Origin of the sequence: Streptomyces sp. NPDC000075 (assembly GCF_040301925.1) — a bacterium.
GTDB classification, from domain to species: domain Bacteria; phylum Actinomycetota; class Actinomycetes; order Streptomycetales; family Streptomycetaceae; genus Streptomyces; species Streptomyces polychromogenes.
Map to the genome: position 1 here is coordinate 103,286 of NZ_JBEPFL010000024.1, position 25,143 is coordinate 128,428.

The 25,143-nt window shown below is 71.1% G+C and carries 23 protein-coding genes and 1 riboswitch; of the genes, 5 read left to right on the plus strand and 18 right to left on the minus strand.

The features are described 5' to 3' along the window. Positions 1 to 3: 3 nt before the first annotated feature. From ABT403_RS25715 to ABT403_RS25745, 7 genes are all read right to left on the minus strand, one after another. Positions 4 to 1,620 (minus strand): GMC oxidoreductase, encoded by a 1,617-nt coding sequence (locus ABT403_RS25715; protein ID WP_344153825.1) that lies wholly within the window; start codon positions 1,618 to 1,620, stop codon positions 4 to 6. 135 nt (positions 1,621 to 1,755) lie between these two features. Beyond that, positions 1,756 to 2,898 (minus strand): glycosyltransferase family 4 protein, encoded by a 1,143-nt coding sequence (locus ABT403_RS25720; protein ID WP_344153822.1) that lies wholly within the window; start codon positions 2,896 to 2,898, stop codon positions 1,756 to 1,758. Positions 2,899 to 2,919: 21 nt separating this feature from the next. Continuing rightward, positions 2,920 to 4,038, minus strand: coding sequence for a hypothetical protein (locus ABT403_RS25725; protein WP_344153819.1), 1,119 nt, complete (start codon positions 4,036 to 4,038; stop codon positions 2,920 to 2,922). A 25-nt stretch (positions 4,039 to 4,063) separates the two neighbouring features. Then, entirely contained in the window at positions 4,064 to 5,119 is a 1,056-nt protein-coding gene (locus ABT403_RS25730) for a C40 family peptidase (protein WP_344153816.1), read from the minus strand. 238 nt (positions 5,120 to 5,357) lie between these two features. After that, positions 5,358 to 6,404: a C40 family peptidase gene (locus tag ABT403_RS25735; RefSeq protein WP_344153813.1), complete on the minus strand. Its 1,047-nt coding sequence runs from the start codon at positions 6,402 to 6,404 to the stop codon at positions 5,358 to 5,360. Positions 6,405 to 6,691: 287 nt separating this feature from the next. After that, entirely contained in the window at positions 6,692 to 8,056 is a 1,365-nt protein-coding gene (locus tag ABT403_RS25740) for an NYN domain-containing protein (RefSeq protein WP_344154822.1), read from the minus strand. Between the two features lie 39 nt (positions 8,057 to 8,095). Continuing rightward, the gene (locus ABT403_RS25745) at positions 8,096 to 8,338 is read right to left on the minus strand and encodes a hypothetical protein (RefSeq protein WP_042813634.1); all 243 of its coding nucleotides are present in this window, start codon (positions 8,336 to 8,338) and stop codon (positions 8,096 to 8,098) included. Positions 8,339 to 8,463: 125 nt separating this feature from the next. Here ABT403_RS25745 and ABT403_RS25750 point away from each other — a divergent pair, with 125 nt between their 5' ends. Continuing rightward, the gene (locus ABT403_RS25750) at positions 8,464 to 9,186 is read left to right on the plus strand and encodes a rhomboid family intramembrane serine protease (protein ID WP_344153807.1); all 723 of its coding nucleotides are present in this window, start codon (positions 8,464 to 8,466) and stop codon (positions 9,184 to 9,186) included. Beyond that, a complete protein-coding gene (locus ABT403_RS25755; RefSeq protein ID WP_344153804.1) occupies positions 9,183 to 9,464 on the plus strand; it encodes an Lrp/AsnC family transcriptional regulator in 282 nt (93 codons plus the stop codon). Before ABT403_RS25750 ends, ABT403_RS25755 begins: the two co-directional genes overlap by 4 nt. 111 nt (positions 9,465 to 9,575) lie before the next feature. Here the strand turns inward: ABT403_RS25755 and ABT403_RS25760 are convergent, their stop codons facing one another. The 6 genes from ABT403_RS25760 to ctaE form a co-directional block, all read right to left on the minus strand. Beyond that, positions 9,576 to 10,967, minus strand: a complete 1,392-nt coding sequence (locus ABT403_RS25760; RefSeq protein ID WP_344153801.1) for an aminotransferase class V-fold PLP-dependent enzyme — start codon at positions 10,965 to 10,967, stop codon at positions 9,576 to 9,578. A 231-nt stretch (positions 10,968 to 11,198) separates the two neighbouring features. Next, a riboswitch (SAM riboswitch) is annotated at positions 11,199 to 11,315 on the minus strand. 78 nt (positions 11,316 to 11,393) lie between these two features. Continuing rightward, positions 11,394 to 12,458 (minus strand): anthranilate phosphoribosyltransferase, encoded by a 1,065-nt coding sequence (trpD, locus tag ABT403_RS25765; RefSeq protein ID WP_344153799.1) that lies wholly within the window; start codon positions 12,456 to 12,458, stop codon positions 11,394 to 11,396. Positions 12,459 to 12,626: 168 nt separating this feature from the next. Beyond that, a complete protein-coding gene (qcrB, locus tag ABT403_RS25770; protein ID WP_344153796.1) occupies positions 12,627 to 14,252 on the minus strand; it encodes a cytochrome bc1 complex cytochrome b subunit in 1,626 nt (541 codons plus the stop codon). Then, positions 14,249 to 15,307: a cytochrome bc1 complex Rieske iron-sulfur subunit gene (gene qcrA, locus ABT403_RS25775; RefSeq protein WP_344153793.1), complete on the minus strand. Its 1,059-nt coding sequence runs from the start codon at positions 15,305 to 15,307 to the stop codon at positions 14,249 to 14,251. Before qcrA ends, qcrB begins: the two co-directional genes overlap by 4 nt. Beyond that, entirely contained in the window at positions 15,304 to 16,113 is an 810-nt protein-coding gene (qcrC, locus tag ABT403_RS25780) for a cytochrome bc1 complex diheme cytochrome c subunit (RefSeq protein WP_344153790.1), read from the minus strand. Before qcrC ends, qcrA begins: the two co-directional genes overlap by 4 nt. A gap of 77 nt (positions 16,114 to 16,190) precedes the next feature. Then, the gene (gene ctaE, locus ABT403_RS25785; RefSeq protein WP_045946897.1) at positions 16,191 to 16,811 is read right to left on the minus strand and encodes an aa3-type cytochrome oxidase subunit III; all 621 of its coding nucleotides are present in this window, start codon (positions 16,809 to 16,811) and stop codon (positions 16,191 to 16,193) included. Between the two features lie 200 nt (positions 16,812 to 17,011). Between ctaE and ABT403_RS25790 the strand changes: the two genes are divergently transcribed. Continuing rightward, a complete protein-coding gene (locus ABT403_RS25790; protein ID WP_344153785.1) occupies positions 17,012 to 17,416 on the plus strand; it encodes a DNA-binding transcriptional response regulator in 405 nt (134 codons plus the stop codon). A 97-nt stretch (positions 17,417 to 17,513) separates the two neighbouring features. On the opposite strand, the gene ABT403_RS25795 is transcribed toward ABT403_RS25790, so the two are convergent. The 4 genes from ABT403_RS25795 to ctaC all read right to left on the minus strand — a co-directional run bounded on the left by ABT403_RS25795 (position 17,514) and on the right by ctaC (position 21,996). Continuing rightward, a complete protein-coding gene (locus tag ABT403_RS25795) occupies positions 17,514 to 18,764 on the minus strand; it encodes a L,D-transpeptidase (protein ID WP_344153782.1) in 1,251 nt (416 codons plus the stop codon). 138 nt (positions 18,765 to 18,902) lie between these two features. Further along, positions 18,903 to 19,301, minus strand: coding sequence for a cytochrome c oxidase subunit 4 (locus ABT403_RS25800; protein ID WP_344153779.1), 399 nt, complete (start codon positions 19,299 to 19,301; stop codon positions 18,903 to 18,905). Beyond that, positions 19,298 to 21,025 carry an aa3-type cytochrome oxidase subunit I gene (gene ctaD, locus ABT403_RS25805; RefSeq protein ID WP_042813652.1) on the minus strand — a complete coding sequence of 576 codons (1,728 nt, stop codon included), beginning with the start codon at positions 21,023 to 21,025 and terminating at the stop codon, positions 19,298 to 19,300. Before ctaD ends, ABT403_RS25800 begins: the two co-directional genes overlap by 4 nt. Next, positions 21,022 to 21,996, minus strand: coding sequence for an aa3-type cytochrome oxidase subunit II (ctaC, locus tag ABT403_RS25810; protein WP_344153774.1), 975 nt, complete (start codon positions 21,994 to 21,996; stop codon positions 21,022 to 21,024). Before ctaC ends, ctaD begins: the two co-directional genes overlap by 4 nt. 338 nt (positions 21,997 to 22,334) lie before the next feature. On the opposite strand from ctaC, the gene ABT403_RS25815 reads away from it, so the two are divergent. Further along, complete coding sequence (locus tag ABT403_RS25815; RefSeq protein WP_344153771.1) at positions 22,335 to 23,717, plus strand: cysteine desulfurase/sulfurtransferase TusA family protein; 1,383 nt, start codon at positions 22,335 to 22,337, stop codon at positions 23,715 to 23,717. A gap of 54 nt (positions 23,718 to 23,771) precedes the next feature. On the opposite strand, the gene ABT403_RS25820 is transcribed toward ABT403_RS25815, so the two are convergent. Further along, positions 23,772 to 24,749: a carbohydrate kinase family protein gene (locus tag ABT403_RS25820; RefSeq protein ID WP_344153768.1), complete on the minus strand. Its 978-nt coding sequence runs from the start codon at positions 24,747 to 24,749 to the stop codon at positions 23,772 to 23,774. A gap of 131 nt (positions 24,750 to 24,880) precedes the next feature. Between ABT403_RS25820 and ABT403_RS25825 the strand changes: the two genes are divergently transcribed. Continuing rightward, positions 24,881 to 25,096, plus strand: coding sequence for a hypothetical protein (locus ABT403_RS25825; RefSeq protein ID WP_344153765.1), 216 nt, complete (start codon positions 24,881 to 24,883; stop codon positions 25,094 to 25,096). Positions 25,097 to 25,143: the final 47 nt, after the last annotated feature.

Consider the following 25,143-nt stretch of genomic DNA (forward strand, 5'->3'; position numbering starts at 1 on the left):
CTCTTAGCGCGGGTCCTCGGCGAGGATCCGCTCCATGTTCCGCTCGGCGAGGGCCGTGATCGTCACGAACGGGTTCACGCCGAGCGAGCCGGGGACGAGCGAGCCGTCGGTGACGTAGAGCCCGCGGTACCCCTTGACCCGGCCGTAGCCGTCCGTGGCCTCGCCGAGGACGCAGCCGCCGAGCGGGTGGTAGGTGAAGGTGTCCGCGAAGGCCTTGTTCTCGCCGAACAGGTCGTAGCGGTACATGGTGAAGTTCCTGAGGTTGACGCGGTCGAAGAGGTTCTTGGCCGCCGCGACCGACGGGGCGTTCTGGTCCCGGGTCCACTGGAGCCGCGCCGAGTCGGTGGCGGCGTCGTAGGTGAAGTGGCCGCGCTCCGGGTTCTTCGTGATGGCCAGGTACATCGAGATCCAGTGCTCGATGCCCATGGGGAGCGGGGCGATCTCCGCGAAGACCGGGTTGGCCGCGTTGTCCCAGTCGTCGATGCCCAGGGCGGGCATGGTGGCCTGGTTGGCGCCGACCGTGTCCCACAGGTGGTTGGCACGGGCGGTCATGATGTTGCCGTTGGTGCCCCAGTTCCGCCCGACCCGGTCGCTCAGCGCGGGCAGGGCGCCGGTCTCGCGGGCGCGCAGCAGGATCTCGGTGGTGCCGAGGCTGCCGGCGCCGAGGAAGAGCCGGTCGCAGCCGAGTTCGCGGACCTGGGTGACCTTGCCGGTGACGTCGCTGGTCCGCACGGTCAGGACGTAGCCTCCGGCGGGGTCCTGGCGTACGGCGACCACGCGCTGCATGGTCTCGATGGTGACGTTGCCGGTGCCGAGGGCGGCGGCGAGGTAGGTCTTGTCGACGCTCTTCTTGCCGTGGTTGTTGCCGTAGATGACCTCGCCGGCGAGGGCTGACCTGGTGGCGGTGCCGGCGGCTTCGCGCCGCATGTACCCGAAGTCGTAGACGTTGGGCACGAAGGTGGTCTTCAGGCCGGTGTTCTGGGCGTGCTTGCGGGAGATCCGGGCGAAGCGGTACCACTCGGTGGACTCGAACCAGTCGGGGTCGATGCTGTTGACGCCGAGCATGGCGCGGGCGCGGGGGTAGTAGGTGCCGTACATCTCGTCGGCGTCGACCTGGGGCAGTACCTCGGAGAAGTAGGAGCGGCGGGGTGTGGGGGCCATGCCGCCGTTGACGAGGGAGCCGCCGCCGACGCCGCGGCCGACGTAGACGGACATGTCCCCGTAGTTCACGCGGTCGAGGACGCCGGGGTAGGGGCTGATGTCGCGGTTGACGACGTCGAGCCAGAGGAAGGTGGCGAGGGGGGCCTCGGTGCGGGTGCGGAACCACATGGACCGCTGGTCGGGGGCGGAGGTGGAGGGGAAGACCTTGCCGTCGGGGCCGGGGGTGTCCCAGAGCCGGCCCATCTCCAGGACGACGGTACGGACGCCGGCCTGCCCGAGTCTGAGCGCGGCGACGGCGGACCCGTAGCCGGATCCGACGACGATGGCGGGCGCGTAGCGGGCGGCGGGCGGGGCCTCGGCGGCGGTGGCGGTGGTGAGGCCGATGCGGGTGAGGCCGAGGGCCGCGGCGGTGCGGAGGGCGGCGAGGCCGAGTTGACGGCGCGTCAGGTTGGGGTTCATGGGCGCATGATGAGCGGATTCCGCTGAAGCGGCCATAAGGCGGGGTGCCTTGTTTCTGAGTGACAGTCAGCCGTGGCTTCGGCGGCGGGGGGCTAGGTCCCCTACCCGCCCTTCCTCCCCCGGCTACCGCCGGGGCTACAGCAGGTCGCGCAGCCGCTCCGCCAGGAGGTCCCAGCGCCACTTCTCCTCGACCCACGCCCGGCCCGCCTCGCCCATGCGCGCCCGCAGGGCCGGGTCCTGGAGGAGCGGGACGATGCGGTCCGCGGCGGCGGCCGGGTCGCCGCCGCGCACCACCCACCCCGTCTCACCGTCGAGCACGGCGTCCGGCGCCCCGCCCGAGTCGCCCGCGACCACCGGCAGGCCGGTCGCCGAGGCCTCCAGGTAGACGATGCCGAGGCCCTCCACGTCCAGCCCGCCCCGCCGGGTCCGGCACGGCATCGCGAACACGTCGCCCGCCCCGTAGTGGGCCGGCAGCTCCGCCCACGGGACGGCGCCCGTGAAGACCACCGCGTCCGCGACCCCCTTCGCGGCCGCCAGCGCCCGCAGGTCCGCCTCGTACGGGCCGCCGCCCACGATCAGCAGCGCCGCGTCCGGCACCCGCGCCAGGATCGCCGGCAGCGCCTCGATCAGCGTGTCCTGTCCCTTGCGCGGCACCAGCCGCGAGACGCAGACCACCACCGGCCGGTCGCTGAGCCCGAGCCGGGCCCGGACCTCGGCTCCGCCGGAGCCGGGGTGGAAGGTCTTCTCGTCGACGCCCGGCGGAAGCTGGACCATCCGCGCCGCCGCCCGGTCCGTCACCGCCGAGGCGATCCGCGAGCGCGTGTACTCGCCGAGGTAGGTGAGGGTGTCCGTGCCCTCGCCGATCCGCCGCAGCAGCTGCCGGGCGGCCGGCAGCTGCGCCCAGCCTGCCTCGTGCCCGTGGGTGGTCGCGACCAGCCGCCGCGCGCCCGCCCGGCGCAGCGCCGGGCCCATCAGGCCGAGCGGGGCGGCCGCCCCGAACCACACCGACTCGCAGCCGTGTTCGCGCAGCAGGGAGACCGCCCGCCGGGTCACGCGGGGTGTCGGCAGCAGCATCGTGGTGCGGTCGCGGACCACGGTGAAGGGCTGCTCGGCGTCGAAGGCGGCGGTGGCCTCGCGGCCTTCCGCGCCGTGCTTCCAGGTGGAGGCGTAGACGACGACCCGCTCGGGGTCCAGCCGCAGCGCCATGTTGTGCAGGAAGGCCTGGATGCCGCCCGGGCGCGGCGGGAAGTCGTTGGTCACGATCAGCGTCTTGTGCATCCCCGCCAACGTACCGGACCGCTAGCCGAGGTCTTCGCGCAGCGCCTCCTGCCAGGCCTTCGTCAGGGCGGCCAGGTCCGTGCCCAGGGCCCGGTCGACGGCGGTGGGCAGGGGTTCGCGGCCGGCGAGTTCGTAGAGCCGGACCAGGGCCGCGTCCCCCCAGCGCGCGGCGATGAGCCGGCAGGCGAGCCAGGCGCCCTCGTAGGCGCGGGCCATGGCGTCCTGGTCGCCGCCGAAGGCGAAGGCCGCGTCCTGCGGGAGGGCGGGCGGGAGGTCGCCGAGGCGGACGGCCCGGGCGAGGGTGGGGGCGGCCTCCGCCGGGCCCAGGGGGCCGTTCCGGTACGCCGCCCAGTCCGCGAAGCCCTCGGAGAGCCACTGCGGGGTCCGGGCGGTGGTGGCGGTCCGGGTGGCGACGTGGGTGGTCTCGTGGGTGAGGACGATCTGCCGGCCGGCCTGCGACAGCTGTGCGTACCCCTCCGGGTTGACAACCACCCGGTCGGCCGGTGCGGGGCCGCCGCCGGTGGCTCCCGTGGTGACGGCCCCCATGCCCCGGTAGGTGGCGGCCGGGCGGCCCAGCAGCGCGGCCATCGCGTCCAGGGTGGCGGGGACCAGCACCACCACCCGGCGCGGCCAGGGCCCCGGCCAGGCGGCGCTCGCGGCGGGGACGGCCCGGTCGGCCTCGGCGGCGATCTCCGCGAGGGTCTGGGGGCTCTGGCGGACGCCGAGGACGAGGGAGTGCGCCCCCCGGACGACGGCGACGGGGTCCGGCTGGTCCCACAGCTGCGGCGGGGCCCCTTCCGCGGGCCGGTCGGCGGTGACCCGCCAGGTCGTACCGTCCCCGCTGCGGGCCAGCGTCAGCTCGCGGGCCGACCCGGCGGGGGCGGTGTCGTAGCCGGCGAGCCGGTAGCGCAGGTCGGCGTGCGCGACGGCGCGTGCGCCCTGGCTGCGGACCGAGGTGACCTCGTAGGACCAGCCCTCCAGCGGGATCCCGGAGAGCCGCCCGGGCGGGGCCGCCGCCCAGTCGGCGACGGCCTGCCGCACCTGCGCGTCGACGGGCGGGGCGGGCGCCGAGCATCCCGCCACGGGCGCGCACAGGGCCGGCACGAGCAGGCGCAGGAGGGCACGGCGGACGGGATCCATCCGCCGATCGTACGCACGGCGGGTGTCAGGGCCGGGTGACCGAGGACACCGGCATCATCCCGACGGGGTCGTAGCGGACCCGGGCGCCGGGGTAGGGGGCGTGGATCACCTGGCCGTTGCCGACGTACATGCCGACGTGGCTGGCGTCCGAGCGGTACGTGACCAGGTCGCCGGGCTGGGCCTGCGAGAGCGGCACCTGCCGGCCGGCGTGGCGCTGTGCCTGGGAGGTGCGGGGCAGGGAGACCCCGGCCTGGCGGTAGGACCACACCATCAGCCCGGAGCAGTCGAAGCCGGAGGGGCCGGTGGAGCCCCACACGTACGGTTTGCCGAGCGCCGCCCGGGCGGCCATCACGGCGGCCATGCCCCGGCCGGAGGCGTGGCCGCCGCCGGCGGGCAGGTCGGGGAGGTCCGGGAGGACGTCGCCGCGGCCGCCGGAGCGCGAGGCCCGTTCGAAGTCGGCGCGTTCGCCGGAGGGCATGTCGTTGAGGAGCCGGCGGGCCTCGGCGAGCTTCGAGGTGACGGCCCGCTTCTGGGTGGCCACCTCGGTGCGCAGCGCCTCCAGTTCGGCGAGCTTGCGGGAGGCGTCCTGGCGCTGCTGGCCGATCCGGCGCTGTTCCTCGCGCAGTTCGGCGAGCTGCTTGGCCTGGCGGCCGCTCAGCCGGTCGAGGACGGCGGCCTTGTCGAGGTAGGCGCCGGGGTCCTCGGAGAGCATCAGCTCGACGGTGGGGTCGAGGCCGCCGGAGCGGTACTGGGCGCCGGCGAAGGTGCCGAGGACGCCGCGCATGGTGTTGACGCGGTCCTGGGCGCGGGCGACGGCGTCCTGGGCGCGGCTGATCTCGGCGCGCAGCGCGTCGGCCTTCTCGCCGGCCTTGTTGAACTTCTCGGTGGCCTGCTCGGCCTCCTCGAAGAGCCGGTCGACCTGGGCGCGGGAGCTCGTGGCGGGTTCCTGCGGCAGGGCCGGGGCGGCGAGGGCGGGTGCGCCCGTCATGGCCACGGCGGCGGTGGCCGCGGCGGCGGTGAGGACGGTGACCTTGGCGTTCCGCTCTGGACCGCCGCTTGCCGGCCGGCGATGGGACCCCACGTGGCACCGCTCCCTTCCGCTGCGGGGCCCGGGTCCGCCCCCGTGGACGGCCGTGTGCCGGGTTCCGCGCTGGCAGACAGTAACCGCGCGGCGACGCGGCGGCCAACGACCGCCGGCGGGCCGGTACGCCGGCGCCCCGCCTCTGACGCAGGTCATGGGCGGGGCGCGGGGTCAGGGCGGGTCCGCGCAATTCGCCCGGATGGGCGGTGTACGGCGCGTCCCCGCGGGGGCGGGAGGGTCAGCCGACGCGGACGCCGAACTGGAAGGGCATGTTGCTCATGGCCTCGTAGCGGACGCCGCCGGTGGGGTTGGAGGCGTGGAAGACCTGGCCGTTGCCCGCGTAGAGCCCGACGTGGTGCAGGTCGCTGTAGAAGAAGACGAGGTCGCCGGGCTGGAGCTCGCTGCGGCCGATGCGCGTGCCGTCGTTGACCTGGGTGTAGGTGGTGCGGCTGATGCTGACGCCGGCCTGGGCGTAGGCCCACTGCGTCAAGCCGGAGCAGTCCCAGGAGTTGGGGCCGGTGTCGCCCATGTGGTAGGCGTCGCCCTCCTGGGTGATGGCGGCGGCGAGGGCGGCGCCGGCCCGTCCCGAGCCCTTCGCGGCGCCCGGCTTGGCGCCCGTGCCGCCGCCCGCGGCCTTGGCGGAGGCCTCGCCGTCCTTGGCCGCGTCGCTCTTGAGCTGGCCGCGTTCTTCGGCGGTCAGCGAGTTGAGGAGGGCCTGGGCGTCGGCGAGCTTGCTCTGGGCGGTGGCCTTCTTCTCGGCGAGCTCCTTGCGGACGGCGTCGAGGTCGGCGAGCTTGCCGGTGGCGTCCGCGCGCTGCTGGGCGAGTTCCCGCTGCTTGGCCTGGATCTTGGATATCGCCTCGACCTGGCGGCCGCTCAACTGCTGGAGCGTGGCGGAGCTCTCGAGGTAGTTCTGCGGGTCTCCGGAGAGCAGCAGGGCCACGGACGGGTCGATGCCGCCGCCGCGGTACTGGGCGGTGGCCATCGAACCGAGCGTGTTGCGCAGGTCGTTGAGGTCGGCCTGGCCGCGGGCCACCTGGTCCTGGAGGTAGCCGATCTCCTTCTCCAGCTTGTCCTGGCGGTCCTTGGCCCCGTTGTACTGCTCGGTGGCCTGCTCGGACTCCTCGTAGAGGGCGTCGACCTTGGTCTTGACCTCGTCCTTGTTCGGCTTGTCCGGTGCGGCCGAGGCGGACTGGGCGGAGAGGGCGACGGCCGCGGTGGCGATGGCGGTGAGGACGCTGACGCGGGTGCGGGTCGGCGGCTTGGGTCGACGGTGGGACGCCACGAAAGCGAGCTCCTTCATCCTGGAGCCGCCGGGAACGGACACGGGCATGCCCGGCGGCGCCTCCGCGCACACTCGAATGAGTGACCTGCCGAACGGAGGTTTGAGCCGACCCTAGTGACCCGTCTGTGATCAGTTCAAATCCCGGAACGTAAAAATCCGCCGCCCTTCCGGCTTCTTTACCCGGGGCCCACGCTGCGTGCCGCCGCCTTGACGGTGCGTCTCCCACACGCACCATCAATTCGGGCATCCCGTACAGCCGTTACATCAGGCGCAAGCCCCGCACAGTGCTACGAAACGCGCGCGAGCCGCTTGAGCAGCAGTGCCGAGGCCACCGGCCGGGCCCCCGCCTTCGCCACCCCGTCGGCCACCTCGCGGTCGGTGGAGACCACGACCACCGGACGGCCCGGCGGCTCGGCGCGCACCAGCTGGCGGATCAGCTCGTCCGCCGTCACCCCGGCCTTGGAGAACAGCACCCGCACCCCGCGCGGCGGGGCGAGCAGCACCGGCGCCGCCAGTTCCGCCCCGTCGAAGACGCACGTCATCTCGGCACCGGTCTGCGCGGCCAGCATCGACAGCCCGCCCAGCAGCCGCAGCCGCTGCTTCTCCAGCGGCATCGTCGGATAGCCGGTCTTCGTCACGTTGTAGCCGTCGACCACCAGATGCGCCTGCGGCAGCGCCAACAGCTGGTCCAGCAGCGCCGGGTCGGTCTCCGACAGCGCGCGCGCCGCGATGTCCTTCGGGGTCATCCGGCCCGGCTCCACGGCCTCCACCGTGTCCGCCGGCCGCGTCGACACCGGCGGCAGCGCCAGCTCGCGGCGCAGCCCCGCCGCCGCGTCGAGCACGGTGTCCAGCAGCAGCCGCAGCCGCATGTCCTCGACGCTGCGCCCCTCGCGGGTGGCCCGGCGCGCGGTCTCCAGCGCGGACTCCGCCTCCGCCAGCCGGGACTTCAGCCGCCGCGACTCGCTCTCGGCGGCGGCCACCTGCGCGGCCGCCTCACCGCGGATCCCGTCGACCTCGCCGGTGAGCTTGCGCAGGGCCGCCTCGCCCCGCTTGACGTCGCTCAGAGCGCTGCGCAGCTTGCGCTGAAGCGATTCCGCTTCCTTGCGGACGGCGTCCAGCTCGGCCCGCACCTGCTCGCCTCCGCTGCGCTGGGCGTCGCGCAGCTGCGCCAGTTCCTCGCGCAGCCGTTCCAGCTCGCGCCGGTTCTCGTCACCGACCCGCTCGGCGTCCGCGCGCTGCGCCTCCTCGCCCGCGGCGGCCACCAGCTTGACCCAGCCGGCCGGACGCAGCACGTACGCGGCGGCCGCCACGTCCAGCGGGTCCGCGGCGGCCGGCGGGGCGCCGGACTCCAGCGCCCCGGCCAGTTCCGGCTGTGCCTCGCGCACCTTCTCCGCGACCCGGCTGCGGAAGACCCCGTCGCTCTCCACCGCCGAGGCCATCGCGTTGCCCGCGAACTTGGCGCGCCGGGTCGGGGTGAACCGGGCGTACTGGCGCAGCTGCGCGGGGAGGTCGGCGACCGTCAGGCCGCCGAAGGCGTCCGAGACGAGCGCGACGACCCGGCGCCGCACGCCTTCCGGCAGCGGGCGGTCGAGGACCTCCGCGGCGTCGCGGGCAGCGTCGGCCGGCCCGGCGCCGCTTGCTGGCTCCACAATCCGTCACCCCTACCGTGATCTACTGTGGGCCCGGCTCCGTCAGGAGTCGGTGCCCGGCCTGTCGACGAGCTCGATCTGGTCCACCGCGTTGCACCAGCGGCAGCGGACCGACTCGATGGTCTCACTGACCACCTCGCGCTCCTCGACCTTGGGCTCCCCGGCGAGGTCGAGGTGGACGTACTCCACGACCTTCGACGATCGGGTGACATCGAACCTCGTGAGGTTGCCGCACAGGGTGCAGCGCCACCGGGTGGTGTCGGTCGGCAGGGGAACCGTCGTCATCAGGCCGCTCTCTCCTTCGTCGCTCGTTCAATTAAAGCCTTACGCGGCGGTCGGCGGACCGCAGCACGTAACCCTACGGCCTGGCACCACCCTCAGGGGGCTCCGCCTGCGTCATGCTCTGTCGCATGATCGTAAAGTGGCGGGCCGTGCGGGCGGCCGCCCGGGGCCCCGTGGTCACGTACGCGCTGATCGCCGGCTGCTGCGCGGCGTTCCTGACGAGCCCGGCCTCCGGCCTGAACCCCTCCTACGGGACGGGCGAGCGGCTGCTGGCGACGGGCACGGCCTACTTCCGGCACTGGGGAGTGGTCCCCGACGAACTCTTCTCGGGGGCCGCGCGCCCGCTGCTGACCCCGCTCACGGCGCTCTTCGTCCACGGCAGCTGGCTGCACCTGCTCGGGAACATGCTCTTCCTCTACGTCTTCGGCGCCATGACGGAGGAGCGGATGGGGCGGCCGGCGTTCCTCGTCTTCTACCTCTGCACCGGCTACGTGGCCCTGGCGGTCTACGCGGCGGCCCACGCCTCCTCGGACCAGACCCTGGTCGGGGCGTCCGGCGCGATCTCGGCGGCGCTCGGCGCGTTCCTGTGCCTGTTCCCGCGGGCGCGGGTGACGAGCCTGTTCCCGTTCCTGCTGTTCCTGCCGCTGCGGTTCCCGGCGTGGATCGTGCTGATGTTCTGGTTCGGGCTCCAGTGGCTGGCCGCGCACCGGGCGGCGAGCGGGCCGGGAGTGGCGTATCTCGCCCACGTCGTGGGGTTCTCCCTGGGCTTCTGCTACGCGTGGGCGCGATATCGCCGTACGACTAGAGTGAGGCGACCAGTGACTGCCGGCGAGGGAGACAGCCAACCGTGATCACCGCGATCGTGCTCATCAAGACCAGCGTGGACCGGATCCCCGAGATCGCCGAGTCCATCGCCCAGCTGGACAGCGTCAGCGAGGTCTACTCCGTCACCGGTACGTACGACCTGATCGCGCTGGTCCGCGTCGCCCGTCACGAGAACCTGGCGGACGTCATCCCCGGCCGGATCAGCAAGATCCCGGGCGTCGAGGCCACGGACACCCACGTCGCGTTCCGCACCTACTCCCAGCACGACCTGGAAGCCGCCTTCGCCATCGGCCTGGACGCGTAGGTGCGCCTCGATCGCCGGCGGGGCTGACATCAGCCCCGCCGGCGATTGAGGTGGGGGCACCTCCCAGCGGTAGCTGGGGGAGAAACGGAGAAAGGGCGGGGCGGGGAGAGATCAGACCGCCGGGACGCAGCGGCCGTCCTCCGTGCGGTACTGCCACTTCGCGCCGTCCGCGACGAGTTCCCTGACGGCCCGCACGAAGCGCTCCACGTGCTCGTCCGGGGTCCCCGCCCCGAAGCTGACGCGGATCGCGTTCAGCGACCGCTCCCCCGGCGCCGCCTCGGGCGCCCCGCACTCGCCCTGGGCCTGCGGCTCGCTGCCGAGCAGGGTGCGGACCAGCGGGTGGGCGCAGAACAGGCCGTCACGCACCCCGATCCCGTACTCCGCCGACAGCGCCGCAGCGAAGTGCGAGCTGTTCCAGCCGTCGACCACGAACGAGATGACGCCGACGCGCGGGGCGTCGTCGCCGAACAGGGACAGCACCCGCACCGCCGGGACCTCCGCCAGGCCCTCGCGGACCTTCGCGATGAGGTGCCGCTCGCGGGCGACGAGGCTCTCGAACCCGGCCTCGTTCAGCGCCCGGCAGGCGGAGGCGATGGAGTAGACGCCGATGACGTTCGGGGAGCCGGCCTCGTGGCGGGCGGCCGTGGTGTGCCACTCGACGTCGACGCCGCCGTCCTCGCGGCGCGCCACCTTGCGGGAGGCGCCGCCCCCGGCGAGGTACGGGGCGGCCTCCTGGAGCCAGTCGGCGCGGCCGGCGAGGACGCCCGAGCCGAAGGGCGCGTACAGCTTGTGCCCGGAGAAGGCGACCCAGTCCACGTCCAGCTTCCGCACGGAGACGGGGTGGTGGGGCGCCAGCTGGGCGGCGTCCAGCACGATCCGCGCGCCGTGGGCGTGCGCGGCGGCGGCCAGCTCCTTGACCGGCCACAGCTCACCGGTGACGTTGGACGCGCCGGTGACGCAGACCAGGGCCGGGCCGTAAGGGTTGCGGTCGGCCAGCGCCCGCTCCAGGGTGGCGACGGCCTCGGCCGGGGTGCGCGGGGCGTTGAGGTAGGTGACCTGCGCGTCGCCCCAGGGCAGCAGCGAGGCGTGGTGCTCGGTCTCGAAGACGAACACCTGGCAGTCGGCCGGGAGGACGGCGGCGAGGAGGTTGAGGGAGTCGGTGGTGGACCGGGTGAAGACCACCTGGTCGCCCGCACGGCAGTCGAGGAACTCCGCGACGGTGGCCCGGCTCTGCTCGAAGAGGTCGGTGGAGAGCTGCGAGAGGTAGCCGGCACCGCGGTGGACGCTGCCGTAGTACGGGGCGTACGCGGCCACGTCGTCCCAGACCCGCTGGAGCGCCGGGGCGCTGGCCGCGTAGTCCAGGGCCGCGTAGGTGACCTCGCCGCCGGTGACGAGCGGGACGGTGACGTCCCGGCCGAGCACGGGCAGCGGCTCGGCACAGGCGGGGACCTCGGCGGTGGCGGCGCAGGCGGCGGTGGCGGCGGCGTTCAGGGATGCGGACATGGCGGAATCTCCCGGCAGGCAGGGCTGAATGGCTTCGGTGTGCCCGTACGCGGGTACGGCGGCGCGCGTCGTCGGCGTCGGCCGTCAGGGGTACGGGAAGGGCCTCGGAAGGGATGCGGGTACGCGGAAGGGACCCTGTTCCGAGGGGTGAAGTAGGGGCGGAGTCGCCCTATCGCATTCGCTTGCTCACGGAAAACGCTCCTCGAGAGACCAGGACCCCTGGTGTCGAGGGATCCGCGCTTGCCGTAGGCCTTGCTGCCTACGACCTGGTCATCACCCGGGGCACCCCGCCACGGAAGGAGGGTTGCCGGACAGCGAGCCGGGGCCATAACGCTGTCACTCGTGACCTTGGAGAGCATCCTGCCACACGATCTCCGGAACGCAAGACCCCGGTCCACATCGTGGACCGGGGCCTCGTCGGAAGGGTCAGGCGTTGCTGGCCGCCACCCAGCGTTCCAGCGCGGCCCGGGCGGCGCCCGAGTCGATGGACTCGGCCGCGCGGGCGATGCCCGCCGACAGCCGCTCCTCCAGCGAGCCGGTGCCCGGGTCCAGGGCGACCAGGGCGGACGCCGAGTTCAGCAGGACGGCGTCGCGCACCGGACCCGTCTCACCGGCCAGCAGCCGGCGGGCGACGTCGGCGTTGTACGAGGGGTCGCCGCCGCGCAGGGCGGAGATGTCGACGGTCTCGATGCCCACGTCGCGCGGGTCGAAGGCGTGCTCGGTGATCCCGCCGTCGCGCACCCACCACACCCGGGAGGTCCCGGTGGTGGTCAGCTCGTCCAGGCCGTCGTCGCCGCGGAAGACGAGGGCGGAGGTGCCGCGCTCGGCGAGCACTCCGGCCATGATCGGGGCCAGCCGGGGGTCCGCGACGCCCACCGCCTGCGCGGTGACCCGGGCGGGGTTGGTGAGCGGGCCGAGGCCGTTGAAGGCGGTGCGCACCCCGAGGTCCCGGCGGGCCGAGGCGGCGTACCGCAGGGCGGGGTGGAAGACCACCGCGGCGCAGAAGGTGATGCCGGCCTCCTCGGCGACCTGCGCCACCCGCTGCGGGGTCAGGCCCAGGTTGACGCCGAGCTTCTCCAGGACGTCGGAGGAGCCGCTGGCGGAGGAGGCGGCCCGGTTGCCGTGCTTGACGACCTTCGCGCCCGCGCCGGCGGCCACGATGGCGGACATGGTGGAGATGTTGACGGTCTTGGCGCCGTCTCCGCCGGTGCCGACGATGTCCACGGTCCGCCCGGGTACCTCGATCAGGTTGGCGTGGGCGTACATCGTCCGGACCAGGCCGGAGTACTCCCCCACGGTCTCGCCCTTGGCCCGCAGGGCCACCGCGAAGCCCGCGATCTGCGCGTCGGTGGCCTCGCCCCGCATGATCCGCTCCATCGCCCAGGCGGTGTCGTCCGTGGTGAGGTCGCGGCCGCTGAGCAGGGCTTCCAGGATGCCCGGCCAGCTGCGGGCCGCCACGCTGTCGCCGCCTGCCGGGGTCGCAACGTTCATGGTCAGCTCCTGCTGCTCGTCGGGGATCTCACGTCGATCCGGTGAGGATCTCAGCCTATCCAGCCCCGGAGACGGCAATGAGCCCCCGTCCAGACACTGGACGGGGGCTCTTGCCGTGGCGACACCAGGATTGACGTGGGTCAATCCCTCAAGCGGTCATGCCGGAGATCAGTGGTGGCCGTGGCCCGACTGGATCTCCTTGTACTCCTCGGCGGTGGGCTTCGGAATCTGGTTGCCCTCCGCGTAGAAGCCCTTGCTGAGCTTCGCGCGCAGCTTCTCGCCGCGCGTCACCTTGCGCTCCACGCCGTTCTCGTCGACCGTCGGGCCGAGCTCGAGCGGCTTGTACTGCTCGTGCGAGGTGAGCGTGTGCAGCTTGCCCTGCGGGAGCGGCTCGTGGACCTCGACGAACTCCCCGTGCGGCAGACGCTTGATGATGCCGGTCTCGCGACCGTGCAGCACCTTGTCGTGGTCCCGGCGCTGGAGGCCGAGGCAGATCCGCTTGGTGGCGATGAAGGCCAGGACCGGGACGACGAAGAAGCCGATCCGGACGAACCAGGTGATCGAGTTGATCGACAGGTGGAAGTACTGGGCGAACATGTCGTTGCCGCCGCCGATGAGGAGCACGATGTACTCCGCGATCCAGGCGACACCGAAGGCCGTACGGGTCGGGACGTTGCGCGGGCGGTCCAGGATGTGGTGCTCGCGCTTGTCGCCGGTGACCCAGGACTCGATGAACGGCCAGACGGCGATCGCGCCGAGGACCAGCGGGAAGAGCAGCAGCGGGATGAACACGCCCAGGACGAGCGTGTGGCCCCACAGGTTGATCTCCCAGCCGGGCATGGCACGGATCAGGCCTTCCGGCATACCCATGTACCAGTCGGGCTGCGCACCGGTGGACACGTGGTCCGGGCGGTACGGGCCGAGCGCCCAGATCGGGTTGATCGAGGCGAGCGCCGCGATGGCCGCGATGACACCGAAGACCAGGAAGAAGAAGCCTCCGGCCTTGGCCATGTAGACCGGCAGCAGCGGCATGCCGACGACGTTGTTGTTCGTCTTGCCGGGACCCGCGAACTGGGTGTGCTTGTGGTAGAAGACCAGGATCAGGTGGGCCACCAGCAGGCCCATCATGATGCCGGGCAGCAGCAGGATGTGGATCGAGTAGAACCGGGCGACGAAGTCGCCGCCGGGGAACTCGCCGCCGAAGAGGAAGAACGACAGGTACGTGCCGACGATCGGCACGGACAGGATCGCGCCCTCCATGAAGCGGACACCGGTGCCCGAGAGCAGGTCGTCCGGCAGGGAGTAACCGGTGAAACCGGTGAACATGCCGAGGACCAGCAGCAGGAAGCCGAAGATCCAGTTGACCTCACGCGGCTTGCGGAACGCGCCGGTGAAGAAGACGCGCATCATGTGCACGACCATCGCGGCGACGAAGATCAGCGCCGACCAGTGGTGGATCTGCCGGATGAGCAGACCGCCGCGGACGTCGAAGCTGATGTCCAGGGTCGAGGCGAAGGCCTCGGACATCTGGACGCCCTGCATCGGCACGTACGAGCCGTGGTACACGACCTCGTTCATGCTCGGGTGGAAGAACAGCGTCAGGTACACACCCGTGAGGATGATGATGATGAAGCTGTAGAGGCAGATCTCACCCAGCATGAAGGACCAGTGGTCCGGGAAGATCTTGCGCATGTTGGCCTTGGCCAGGCTGTAGATGCCCAGGCGGCCGTCCGCCCAGTCGGCTACGCGCTCGCCGGCCGGCGCTTTGCGCTCGGTGGTGGTGGCAGTGCTCATCCGCGCTCCCAGAATGCAGGACCGACGGGCTCTTCGAAGTCGCCGAGCGCTTCGAGGAAGCCTTCGTCATTCACGCCGATCCGCAGCTGCGGAAGCGCGTGACCGGCCGGGCCGAAGATGACACGGGCGCCGTCGGAGAGGTCGAAGGTGGACTGGTGGCACGGGCAGAGCACGTGGTGCGTCTGCTGCTCGTACAGGCTGATCGGGCAGCCGACGTGGGTGCAGATCTTCGAGTAGGCCACGATGCCCTCGTGGGACCACTCCAGCTCCTGCTTGTCCTTGATGTCCTCCGGCTTGATCCGGACGAGCATCAGGGCGGCCTTGGCGATCTGGTTCTGGAAGTCGTGCTGGTCCTCTTCCAGGCCCTCGGGCATGGCGAAGGTCAGCGAACCGACCAGGACGTCCTCGGGGCGCAGCGGCTCCATGGTGTTCTGGTTGATGATCAGCTTGCCCTTGGTCCACAGGGTCTTGCGGAGCTTGTCCTCGGGCAGCGTGCCCAGGTCGCGCAGCAGGACCACGCCGGAGAGCGGCACCAGGGCCAGCGCGCCGAGCAGGGTGTTGCGGATCAGCGGGCGGCGGGCGATGCCGGACTCGTTCGCACCGTCGGCGAAGTCCTGCATGACCTTGGCCTTGACGTCCGCCGGCGCGGCGATCTCGTGGCGGTCGTCGGCGACCTCGACGTCGGACATCAGGGTGCGGGCCCAGTGGACCGCGCCCGCGCCGATGCAGAACAGGGCGACGCCCAGGGTCATGCCCAGGGCGAAGTTCAGCGCGCTCACCTTCCCGATCGGGAAGATGTAGACGATCTTCTCGACGGGGATGGACACGTACGAGGCGATGAAGCCGACGGTGGCCAGCATCGACAGCGTGAACAGCATCGCGACCGTGCGCTCGGACCGCTTGGCGGCCCGCTCGTCGATGTCCTGGATGCGCGGCTTGTGGACCGGCAGGCCCGGGTCGGCGAACGGGTCGTCCGCGACCGCTACGGCACCGTGGTGCGCGTCGCCCTGCTCGCTCGGCAGGTGCTTCTCTTCGGGAATGTCTTGGCTACTCATGACTTCTTGGCCTTAGCGGTGTGGGCCGCGACCCAGACGGCGACAGCGATCAGCGCACCCAGACCGAAGATCCAGCCGAACAGACCCTCGGAGACGGGGCCGAGGCCACCGAGCTTCAGGCCGCCAGGGCTGACCGACTTCTCGCCGTTCACGTTCTGGAGGTACGCGATGATGTCCTTCTTCTGCTTCTCCGGCATGGTGCTGTCGGGGAAGGAGGGCATGTTCTGCGGGCCGGTGAGCATGGCCTCGTAGATGTGCTTCGGCTCGACGCCCTCGAGGTTCGGGGCGTACTTGCCGTTGGTCAGCGCGCCGCCCTCGCCGGTGAAGTTGTGGCACTGCGCGCAGTTGTTGCGGAACAGCTCGCCACCGGCGGCGATGTCGGCACCGGCCGGGTCGTACTGCTTCTCGGTCGGCGTGATCGGGCCGGCACCGAGGGACGCGATGTACGCCGCGAGCTGGTCGATCTGGGCCTGGGAATAGATGTTCCGCTTCTTCGGCACCTGGGCGCCGGGCTGCTGGGCGGGCATGCGGCCCGTGCTCACCTGGAAGTCGACGGCCGCGGAGCCGACGCCGACCAGGCTCGGGCCGTCAGAGGAACCCTGACCGCCGGTTCCGTGGCAGCTTGCGCAGCCCACGGCGTAGAGCTTCTTGCCCTCCTCGATGGCGAGGGACTGGGCGGTTTCATCGGCCTGCGCCTTGCCCGCGGGCGCGAAGGCGGCGTACAGCCCCCCCGTGACCGCCAGCGCGAAGAGTAGAACGACGACCGCCGCCAGCGGATGGCGTCGTCGTGCGGAAAGCTTTTTCACGGATTACCCCGGTGTCAGGATCTTCTGCGTCGGTGTTTCTGGACGGTGCGCCGGGAACGGGCCCGGCGACGGGTTCGCTACTTGATCAGGTAGATCGTCGCGAAGAGGCCGATCCAGACGACATCGACGAAGTGCCAGTAGTAGGACACGACGATGGCCGACGTGGCCTGTTCGTGGGTGAACCTCTTGGCCGCGTACGTCCGGCCGAGGACCAGCAGGAAGGCGATGAGGCCGCCCGTCACGTGCAGACCGTGGAAGCCGGTGGTCAGGTAGAACACCGTGCCGTACGGGTCGGACGAGAGGCTCAGGCCTTCCTCCTTGACCAGGTCGGTGTACTCGAACACCTGGCCGCCAATGAAGATCGCACCCATGACGAACGTGATGATGAACCACGTCCGGAGCTTCTTCACGTCACCGCGCTCGGCGGCGAACACGCCGAGCTGGCAGGTGAGCGAGGAGAGCACCAGGATCGTGGTGTTCGTCGCCGAGAAGGGCAGGTTCAAGGCCGAGGCCTGTTCCGTCCAGTGCTCGGCGCCCATCACGGATCGCAGGGTGAAGTACATCGCGAAGAGGGCCGCGAAGAACATCAGCTCGGAACTCAACCAGATGATGGTTCCGACGCTGACGAGGTTCGGCCGGTTGACCGTCGGGTGCGCGTGCCCGGTATCTACTGTCGTTGCTGTCGCCACGACCGACATTATGTCGGTCGCTTATCCCGCCCTCACCCCGGGGGGTGCCGTTCGGAGTGTCAGGGGGGTGTGCAAGGCCCGAACGGCCCATCAGATCACCCCCGCGCGGCCTCTCCCGCCAGGCTGGCGGAACCGATGTTGACACGGGGTCGGACGGAGTAGCATCCCGCGCATCATCAGCGTGATTCACGGACACGTGGAGGAACGAAATGCGGGCGACTGCGCGGGTTCTGGTCTACAGCGACGACGCGGGCACCCGGGAGCAGGTGCGGCTGGCGGCCGGGCGCAGGCCGGCCGCCGACCTGCCGCCGGTGGAGTTCCTGGAATGTGCCACGCTTCCAGCCGTCCTCAAGGAACTGGACGCCGGGGGCGTCGACGTGTGCGTCCTGGACGGTGAGGCGGTCCCGGCCGGGGGCATGGGCGTGTGCCGGCAGATCAAGGACGAGATCTTCCGGTGTCCCCCGGTGCTGCTGCTGATGGGGCGCCCCCAGGACGCCTGGCTGGCCACCTGGAGCCGCGCCGACGCGGCCGTCACCCTTCCGGTGGACCCGGTGGAGTTCCCCGAGGCCCTGGCGGGGCTGCTGCGCTCCCGGCTGGCCCCCAACGCGGCCTGAGCGGCCTGCGGGTACGGGCGAGGGCCCGCGGGCGGCTCTGTGGCCGTCCGCGGGCCCTCGTGGGCTTCGTGGGCTTCGTGGGGCGGGGCGTGCGCGGTCAGACGCTGGGGCGCAGGCGGGCCTGGTCGACGGGGCTGCGGCCCTCCTGGGTGCCCTTGAGGAGGTAGCTGCCGTCCCGCCAGTCCTTCCAGTCCAGGTTCCAGTCGCCGTAGCCGTTGCCGAAGGGCTCCATGTCGTCGCCGATGCTGTTGATCACCCGGACGATGTCGCCCTCGCTGATGTTCTCGTAGAACCAGGCGGCGTTGCCCGTGCTCATGCCGGTGCATCCGTGGCTGACGTTCTCGTAGCCCTGGGAGCCGACCGACCAGGGCGCGGCGTGGACGTACTCGCCGCTCCAGGTCACGCGGGTGGCGTAGTAGACGGGCAGGTTGTAGTACTCGCTGCCGCCGATGCCGACGGTGTCCCCGCGCATCTGGACGAAGTACTGCTTGCCCAGTACCACCTTGACCCCGTTGCGGGTGGAGAAGCCGGGCTTCCCTGTGGTCACCGGGATGGTGTTGATCACTTCCCCGTTGCGCTCGAACGTGAGGGTGTGCGCGGCCGCGTCGGTGGTGACCTCCACCCGGTCGCCGATCTCCAGCTTGAGGGGCTTGGAGGCGGTTCCGTGGAGGTCCTCCTCGATCTTGACGCCTTCCAGGTTGCTCCGTACGGAGACCCAGGAGTGGGCGGGCCAGTACTCCTTGGGGCGGAAGTGCAGGTTCTTGTCGTCGACCCAGTGCCAGGCGCCCTCGACGGGCTCGGGGGTGTCGATGACCAGGCCCCGTTCGACGAGGGCGCGGGCGGCCTTGTCCTTGACGGGTTCGCTGAGTTCGGCCGTGATGGGCTGTCCGACCCCGTATTTGCCCTCGTCCGGGCCGAATTCGACCTTGAGGACCTTCTTGGCCGGGGTGGTGTCGAAGGCCAGTGTGCGCTGCCCTGGGGCCCCGTGCCGGTCCTCCGTGCTGACGGTGACGGTGTAGTGGACACCGGCGGCCATCGGCGAGGTGCTGTGCCAGCGGTCCCCCTTGGCGGAGAGCTCGCCCGCGAGGCGGCGTCCGTGGGTGTCCACGGCCATCACGTCGGTGATACGGGAATCCGTGCCCTTGGCGGTGACTTCGAGCGGCTTGTCGGGGTCGGCGGCCCGGCCGCCGCCGGGCGGCTGGTTGAAGGTCACCTGCTCGCCCGCGTCGTACGGGCGGGCTGACAGCGGGTTGTCTGCGGACCCCCCGCATGCGGTGGCGCCGGCACCGAGGGACGCGACCAGCAGGGAGCAGCTGAGTACCGTCCAAAGACGCGGTGAGTGCTTCATGCGCTCAACGCTATGAACATATGACTATTACGTCGCGCGGGGTGACTGCAAACGAGGGGCCCGGACTCCTCCGAAAAGGTGTCCGGGCCCCTCTGTACTGCTTCTGTAGCGCGTCCGTACCGCCGGTACGGCTACCGCCTACTGGTTCTGGTTCTCACCGCGGTAGTACTCGTACACCCAGCCCCACAGGCCGATCAGGATGATCGGGGCCGAGAAGTACATGAGCCACCAGCCGAAGATGACGCCCATGAACGCGAGCGCACCGCCGATGCCCAGCGAGAGCGGCTGCCAGCTGTGCGGGGCGAAGAACCCCAGCTCGCCCGCCTCGTCGGCGACGTCGGCCTCCAGGTTGTCCTGGGCCATCTCGTCCACACGCCGGGCCGTGAAGGCCAGGTAGTACCCGATCATGGCGCTCAGGCCGAAGGCCAGCGCGAGAGCGGTGGTGCCGACCGGCTCCTTCGACCAGACGCCGTAGACGACGGTCATGATCAGGATGAAGACGGAGAGCCAGAGGAACATCTTGCCCTGGATCTTCACTTGCCGGCCTCCTTGCCACCGGTGACGGCCTTGGCCGGGGCGTGGTCCTCGAGGTGGTCGAGGGCCGCGATCTCCGGGTGGTGCAGGTCGAACGCCGGCGATTCACTGCGGATGCGCGGCAGGGTGAGGAAGTTGTGCCGCGGCGGCGGGCAGGAGGTCGCCCACTCGAGCGAACGGCCGTAGCCCCACGGGTCGTCGACCTCGATCTTCTTGCCGTACTTGGCGGTCTTCCAGACGTTGTACATGAACGGCAGGAAGGAGAGGCCGAGGACGAAGGAGCTGATCGTCGAGATCGTGTTCAGCGTGGTGAAGCCGTCGGCGGCGAGGTAGTCCGCGTAACGGCGCGGCATGCCCTCGGCACCCAGCCAGTGCTGGACCAGGAACGTGCCGTGGAAGCCGATGAACAGCGTCCAGAAGGTGATCTTGCCGAGACGCTCGTCCAGCATCTTGCCCGTGAACTTCGGCCACCAGAAGTGGAAGCCGGCGAACATCGCGAACACCACGGTGCCGAAGACGACGTAGTGGAAGTGCGCGACGACGAAGTACGAGTCGGAGACGTGGAAGTCCATCGGGGGCGAGGCCAGGATGACGCCGGTCAGACCACCGAAGGTGAAGGTGACCAGGAAGCCGATCGTCCAGAGCATCGGGGTCTCGAAGGACAGCGAGCCCTTCCACATGGTGCCGATCCAGTTGAAGAACTTCACACCGGTCGGTACCGCGATCAGGAAGGTCATGAAGGAGAAGAACGGCAGCAGCACACCGCCGGTGACGTACATGTGGTGCGCCCACACGGTCACCGAGAGGCCGGCGATCGCGATCGTCGCGGCGATCAGACCGATGTAGCCGAACATCGGCTTACGGGAGAAGACCGGGATGATCTCGGAAACGATGCCGAAGAACGGTAGCGCGATGATGTACACCTCTGGGTGTCCGAAGAACCAGAAGAGGTGTTGCCACAGCAAGGCGCCGCCGTTGGCCGCGTCGAACACGTGCGCACCGAACTTGCGGTCGGCCTCCAGCGCGAAGAGCGCGGCGGCCAGGACCGGGAAGGCGAGCAGGACCAGGACACCGGTCAGCAGCACGTTCCAGGTGAAGATCGGCATGCGGAACATCGTCATGCCCGGAGCGCGCATGCAGATGATCGTGGTGATGAAGTTGACCGAGCCGAGGATCGTACCGAAGCCGGAGAAGGCCAGACCCATGATCCACATGTCGGCGCCGATGCCCGGCGAGCGGACGGCGTCCGACAGCGGGGAGTAGGCGAACCAGCCGAAGTCGGCCGCACCCGACGGGGTGACGAAGCCGGCGACCGCGATGGTCGAGCCGAAGAGGTACAGCCAGTACGCGAACATGTTCAGCCGCGGGAACGCCACGTCGGGCGCACCGATCTGCAGCGGCATGATCCAGTTGGCGAAACCGGCGAACAGCGGGGTCGCGAACATCAGCAGCATGATCGTGCCATGCATGGTGAACGCCTGGTTGAACTGCTCGTTCGACATGATCTGCGTACCCGGACGGGCCAGCTCGGCGCGCATGAAGAGCGCCAGGATGCCGCCGATCAGGAAGAACACGAACGACGTGACCAGGTACATCGTGCCGATGGTCTTGTGGTCGGTGGTGGTGAGCCACTTGACGACCACGTTACCCGGCTGCTTGCGCCGCACCGGCAGCTCGTTTTCATACGAGTCGGCGGCGGCACCCTGGGATTCGTTGAGGATGCTCACAGTTTGTTCACTTCCGCATTCCGGGCGGGGTCAGTCTGCTTGATGCCGGCCGGCAGGAAGCCGGTCTGCCCCTTCTCCGCCAGCTGCTTCAGGTGCGCCTTGTACTCCGCCGGGGAGACGACCTTCACGTTGAAGAGCATGCGGGAGTGGTCGACGCCGCAGAGCTCGGCACACTTGCCCACGAAGGTGCCTTCCTGGGTTGGGGTGACCTCGAAGACATTGGTGTGACCGGGGATGACGTCCTGCTTGAACAGGAAGGGCACCACCCAGAAGGAGTGGATGACGTCGTTCGACGACAGGATGAAGCGGACCTTCTCGCCCTTGGGCAGGTAGAGGGTCGGCCCCGGGTTGTTCGTGTCCGCGTTCCGGTCGCCGGGGACGCCCTTCTCGTAGACGCCCTCGGCGCCCGCGGGGAACTCCTTGGTGAAGCGGTCCGGCAGGGAGGCGAGCTCCTTCGGAACCACACCCGCCTTCGGGGTCGCGGCGTCACCGTCGACGTTCTCGACGTAGTTGAAGCCCCAGCTCCACTGGAAGCCGATCACATTGATGGTGTGAGCCGGCGTCTTGGAGAGGGTGAGCAGCTTCGACTCATCACGCGCGGTGAAGTAGAAGAGCACCGAGACGATGATGAGCGGGACCACGGTGTACAGCGCCTCGATGGGCATGTTGTACCGGGTCTGCGCGGGGACCTCGATCTTCGTCCGGCTACGCCGGTGGAAGATGACGCTCCACATGATCAGGCCCCACACCAGGATGCCCGTGATGAGAGCGGCCGCCCAGGATCCCTGCCACAGGGAGAGGATGCGAGGCGCCTCCTCCGTGACCGGGGTGGGCATTCCGAGGCGGGGGAAGTCTTTCCAGGTGTACGAGCAACCAGTGGCGGTCGCCAGGACCACGCCCGCAGTCAGCGCCTGCAGCAGCTTCCGCCGCATCGGGCGCCGCGGCGAGCGGTCGGAGCCGTAGGGACTCACGTAGCGCCTTCCCGAGAGTCTCGGCCCGCGCGGCCGGCCGCGGCCGTGTTCGGGTCGGTCGCCGGCCCTGACGCAGGCAGGGGTTTGGATGTTTATGCGGACCAAACCCTACTGGACGCTATTTGAGGCCGCGCGGGGAGGGTGCCCAACGCGCCGCTACTGCCCCCGAAGGGATGGATCCGCCGTACGGGGGACGGGCCGTTCGGCCCTGAACGGTGGGCTCCGGACGGCATCTGACGGCCCCTGAAACCCGGCGCGACCTGCGCGGGCGCCGCCGGCCGCCGCAACACCCCGCTCCCCCGCCGCCCTCCCCGCCACCCCTGCCTTACGGTGGCCCGATGCCGTACTTCGACACCGCCTCCGCCGCTCCCCTGCACCCCGTGGCCCGGCAGGCGCTGCAGGCCGCACTGGACGAGGGCTGGGCGGACCCGGCCCGGCTGTACCGGGAGGGGCGGCGGGCCCGGCTGCTGCTGGACGCGGCGCGGGAGGCCGCGGCCGAGGCCGTCGGATGTCGCGCCGACGAGCTCGTGTTCACTCCTTCGGGGACGCACGCGGTTCACGCGGGCCTCGCGGGGGCCCTGGCCGGGCGCCGGCGGGTCGGCGGCCATCTGGTCGTGTCGGCGGTCGAGCACAGCTCCGTCCTGCACGCGGCACAGGCCCACGCGGCCGCCGGGGGGACGGTGACGGAGGTTCCGGTGGACCGCTTCGGGGCGGTTTCCCCCGTCGAGTACGCCTCTTCCCTGACCTCCACCACCGCTGTGGCGTGCCTCCAGTCGGCCAACCACGAGGTGGGCACGGTCCAGCCGGTGGCGGAGGTGGCCGAGGTGTGCGCGGCGGCGGGCGTGCCGCTGCTCGTGGACGCGGCGCAGTCGCTGGGCTGGGGCCCGGTGGAGGGCCGCTGGTCGGTGCTGGCGGCGAGCGCCCACAAGTGGGGCGGCCCGCCCGGGGTGGGCCTGCTGGCCGTCCGCAAGGGGGTCCGCTTCGCGCCCCAAGGCCCCGCCGACGAAAGGGAGTCGGGGCGCTCCCCCGGCTTCACCAACCTCCCCGCCGTGGTGGCGGCGGCGGCCTCGCTGCGGGCCGTCCGGGCCGAGGCGGACGCGGAGGCGGCACGGCTGCGGGTGCTGGTGGACCGGATCCGGCGGCGGGTGGCGCGGCTGGTGCCGGACGTGGAGGTGGTCGGCCACGCGGACCGGCGGCTGCCGCACCTGGTGACGTTCTCCTGCCTGTACGTCGACGGCGAGAGCCTGCTGCACGGGCTGGACCGCGCGGGGTACTCGGTCTCCTCCGGCTCCTCGTGCACGAGCTCCACGCTGACCCCCAGTCACGTGCTGCGGGCGATGGGGGTGCTGTCGGAGGGGAACGTACGGGTGTCGCTGCCGCGGGGCACCTCGGCGGAGGAGGTCAACGGCTTCCTGGAAGCGCTGCCGCGGGCGGTGGCGGAGGTCCGCGCGGAACTCGGCGTCCCGGAGGCCCTTTCGGCCACGCCGCCGGTCGCGGAGTCGGTCGAGGTCGACGCCCTCGGGCTGCGCTGCCCGCAGCCGGTGATCGAGCTGGCCCGGGCGATCGGGACGGTTCCGGTCGGGGGGACGGTGACGGTCCTGTCGGACGACGAGGTGGCGCGGCTGGACATCCCGGCGTGGTGCGCGATGCGGGGGCACGACTACCTGGGTGAAACCCCGCGCCCCCTCGGCTCGGCCTATCGCGTCCGCCGGGCGGTCTGACGGGGGCGCCTGCGGGGCTGGATTTCGCGCAGCGCAATCCAGCCCGCGCGGCGGCTACGCCTCCAGGTGGGCGCGGACCTCGGCGGCGGCGGTGTCGCCGTAGGCCTTCGTGAAGCGCTCCATGAAGTGCGCCCGCGCCAGCGTGTACTCCTGGGTGCCCAGGGTCTCGATGACCAGGGTGGCCAGCATGCAGCCCACCTGGGCCGCCCGCTCGAGGCCCACGCCCCAGCCGAGCCCGGTCAGGAACCCGGCGCGGAACGCGTCGCCGACGCCGGTCGGGTCGACCTTCGCCGTCTCCTCCGGGCAGCCGACCAGGATCGGCTCCTCGCCGGCCCGCTCGATGCGGACGCCCTTCGAGCCGAGGGTGGTGACCCGGGTGCCGACCTTGGCGAGGATCTCCTCGTCCGTCCAGCCGGACTTCGACTCGATGAGGCCCTTCTCGTACTCGTTCGAGAAGAGGTACGTCGCGCCCTCCATCAGGGTGCGGATGTTCTCGCCGTCCATGCGGGCGATCTGCTGGGAGAAGTCCGCCGCGAAGGGGATCCCGCGCGTGCGGCACTCCTCCGTGTGGCGGAGCATCGCCTCGGGGTCGTCGGCGCCGATGAGGACCAGGTCCAGCCCGCCCACCCGGTCGGCGACGGCCTTCAGCTCGATCTGCCGGGCCTCGCTCATGGCGCCCGTGTAGAAGGAGCCGATCTGGTTGTGGTCGGCGTCCGTGGTGCAGACGAAGCGCGCGGTGTGCAGCACCTCGGAGATCCGCACCGAGTCGGTGTCCACGCCGTGCCGGTCGAGCCAGGCGCGGTACTCGTCGAAGTCCGAGCCGGCGGCGCCGACCAGGATCGGGCGGCTGCCGAGCTGGCCCATGCCGAAGCAGATGTTCGGGCCGACGCCGCCCCGCCGCACGTCGAGGTTGTCGACGAGGAAGGAGAGGGAGACCGTGTGGAGCTGGTCGGCGACGAACTGGTCGGCGAAGCGGCCCGGGAAGGTCATGAGGTGGTCGGTGGCGATGGAGCCGGTGACTGCGATGCGCACGGCGTGGATGCTCCTGCGGATGACGGCGGGTGACAATCAAAACTACCCGGTCCCCGGCCCACGGCCGACCGGCTGAAACTACCCCGTAGTAGGACTTCCTTCGCCCGACATGGCGTGTCTACCGTGCCCCCATGACCTATACCGATGGTTTCGGTTACGCCGAGTACACCTCCGACGCCCGCCCCGGCTTCGCCCGGCTGCTGGGCGACTGCGCGCGGATGGCCCCGCACTGGGCGGTCGCGCCGGAGCCCTCCCCGGTGCGGGTGGCCCCCTCGCAGATCCACGGGGTCAGCGTCCCGCCGGACTCCGCCCGGCTGATCGCCGCCACGGCGGAGTACGGGGAGTAGGAGAAGGACGGGGGAACCCGGTCCACGGGGAACACGGGGGAACCGGT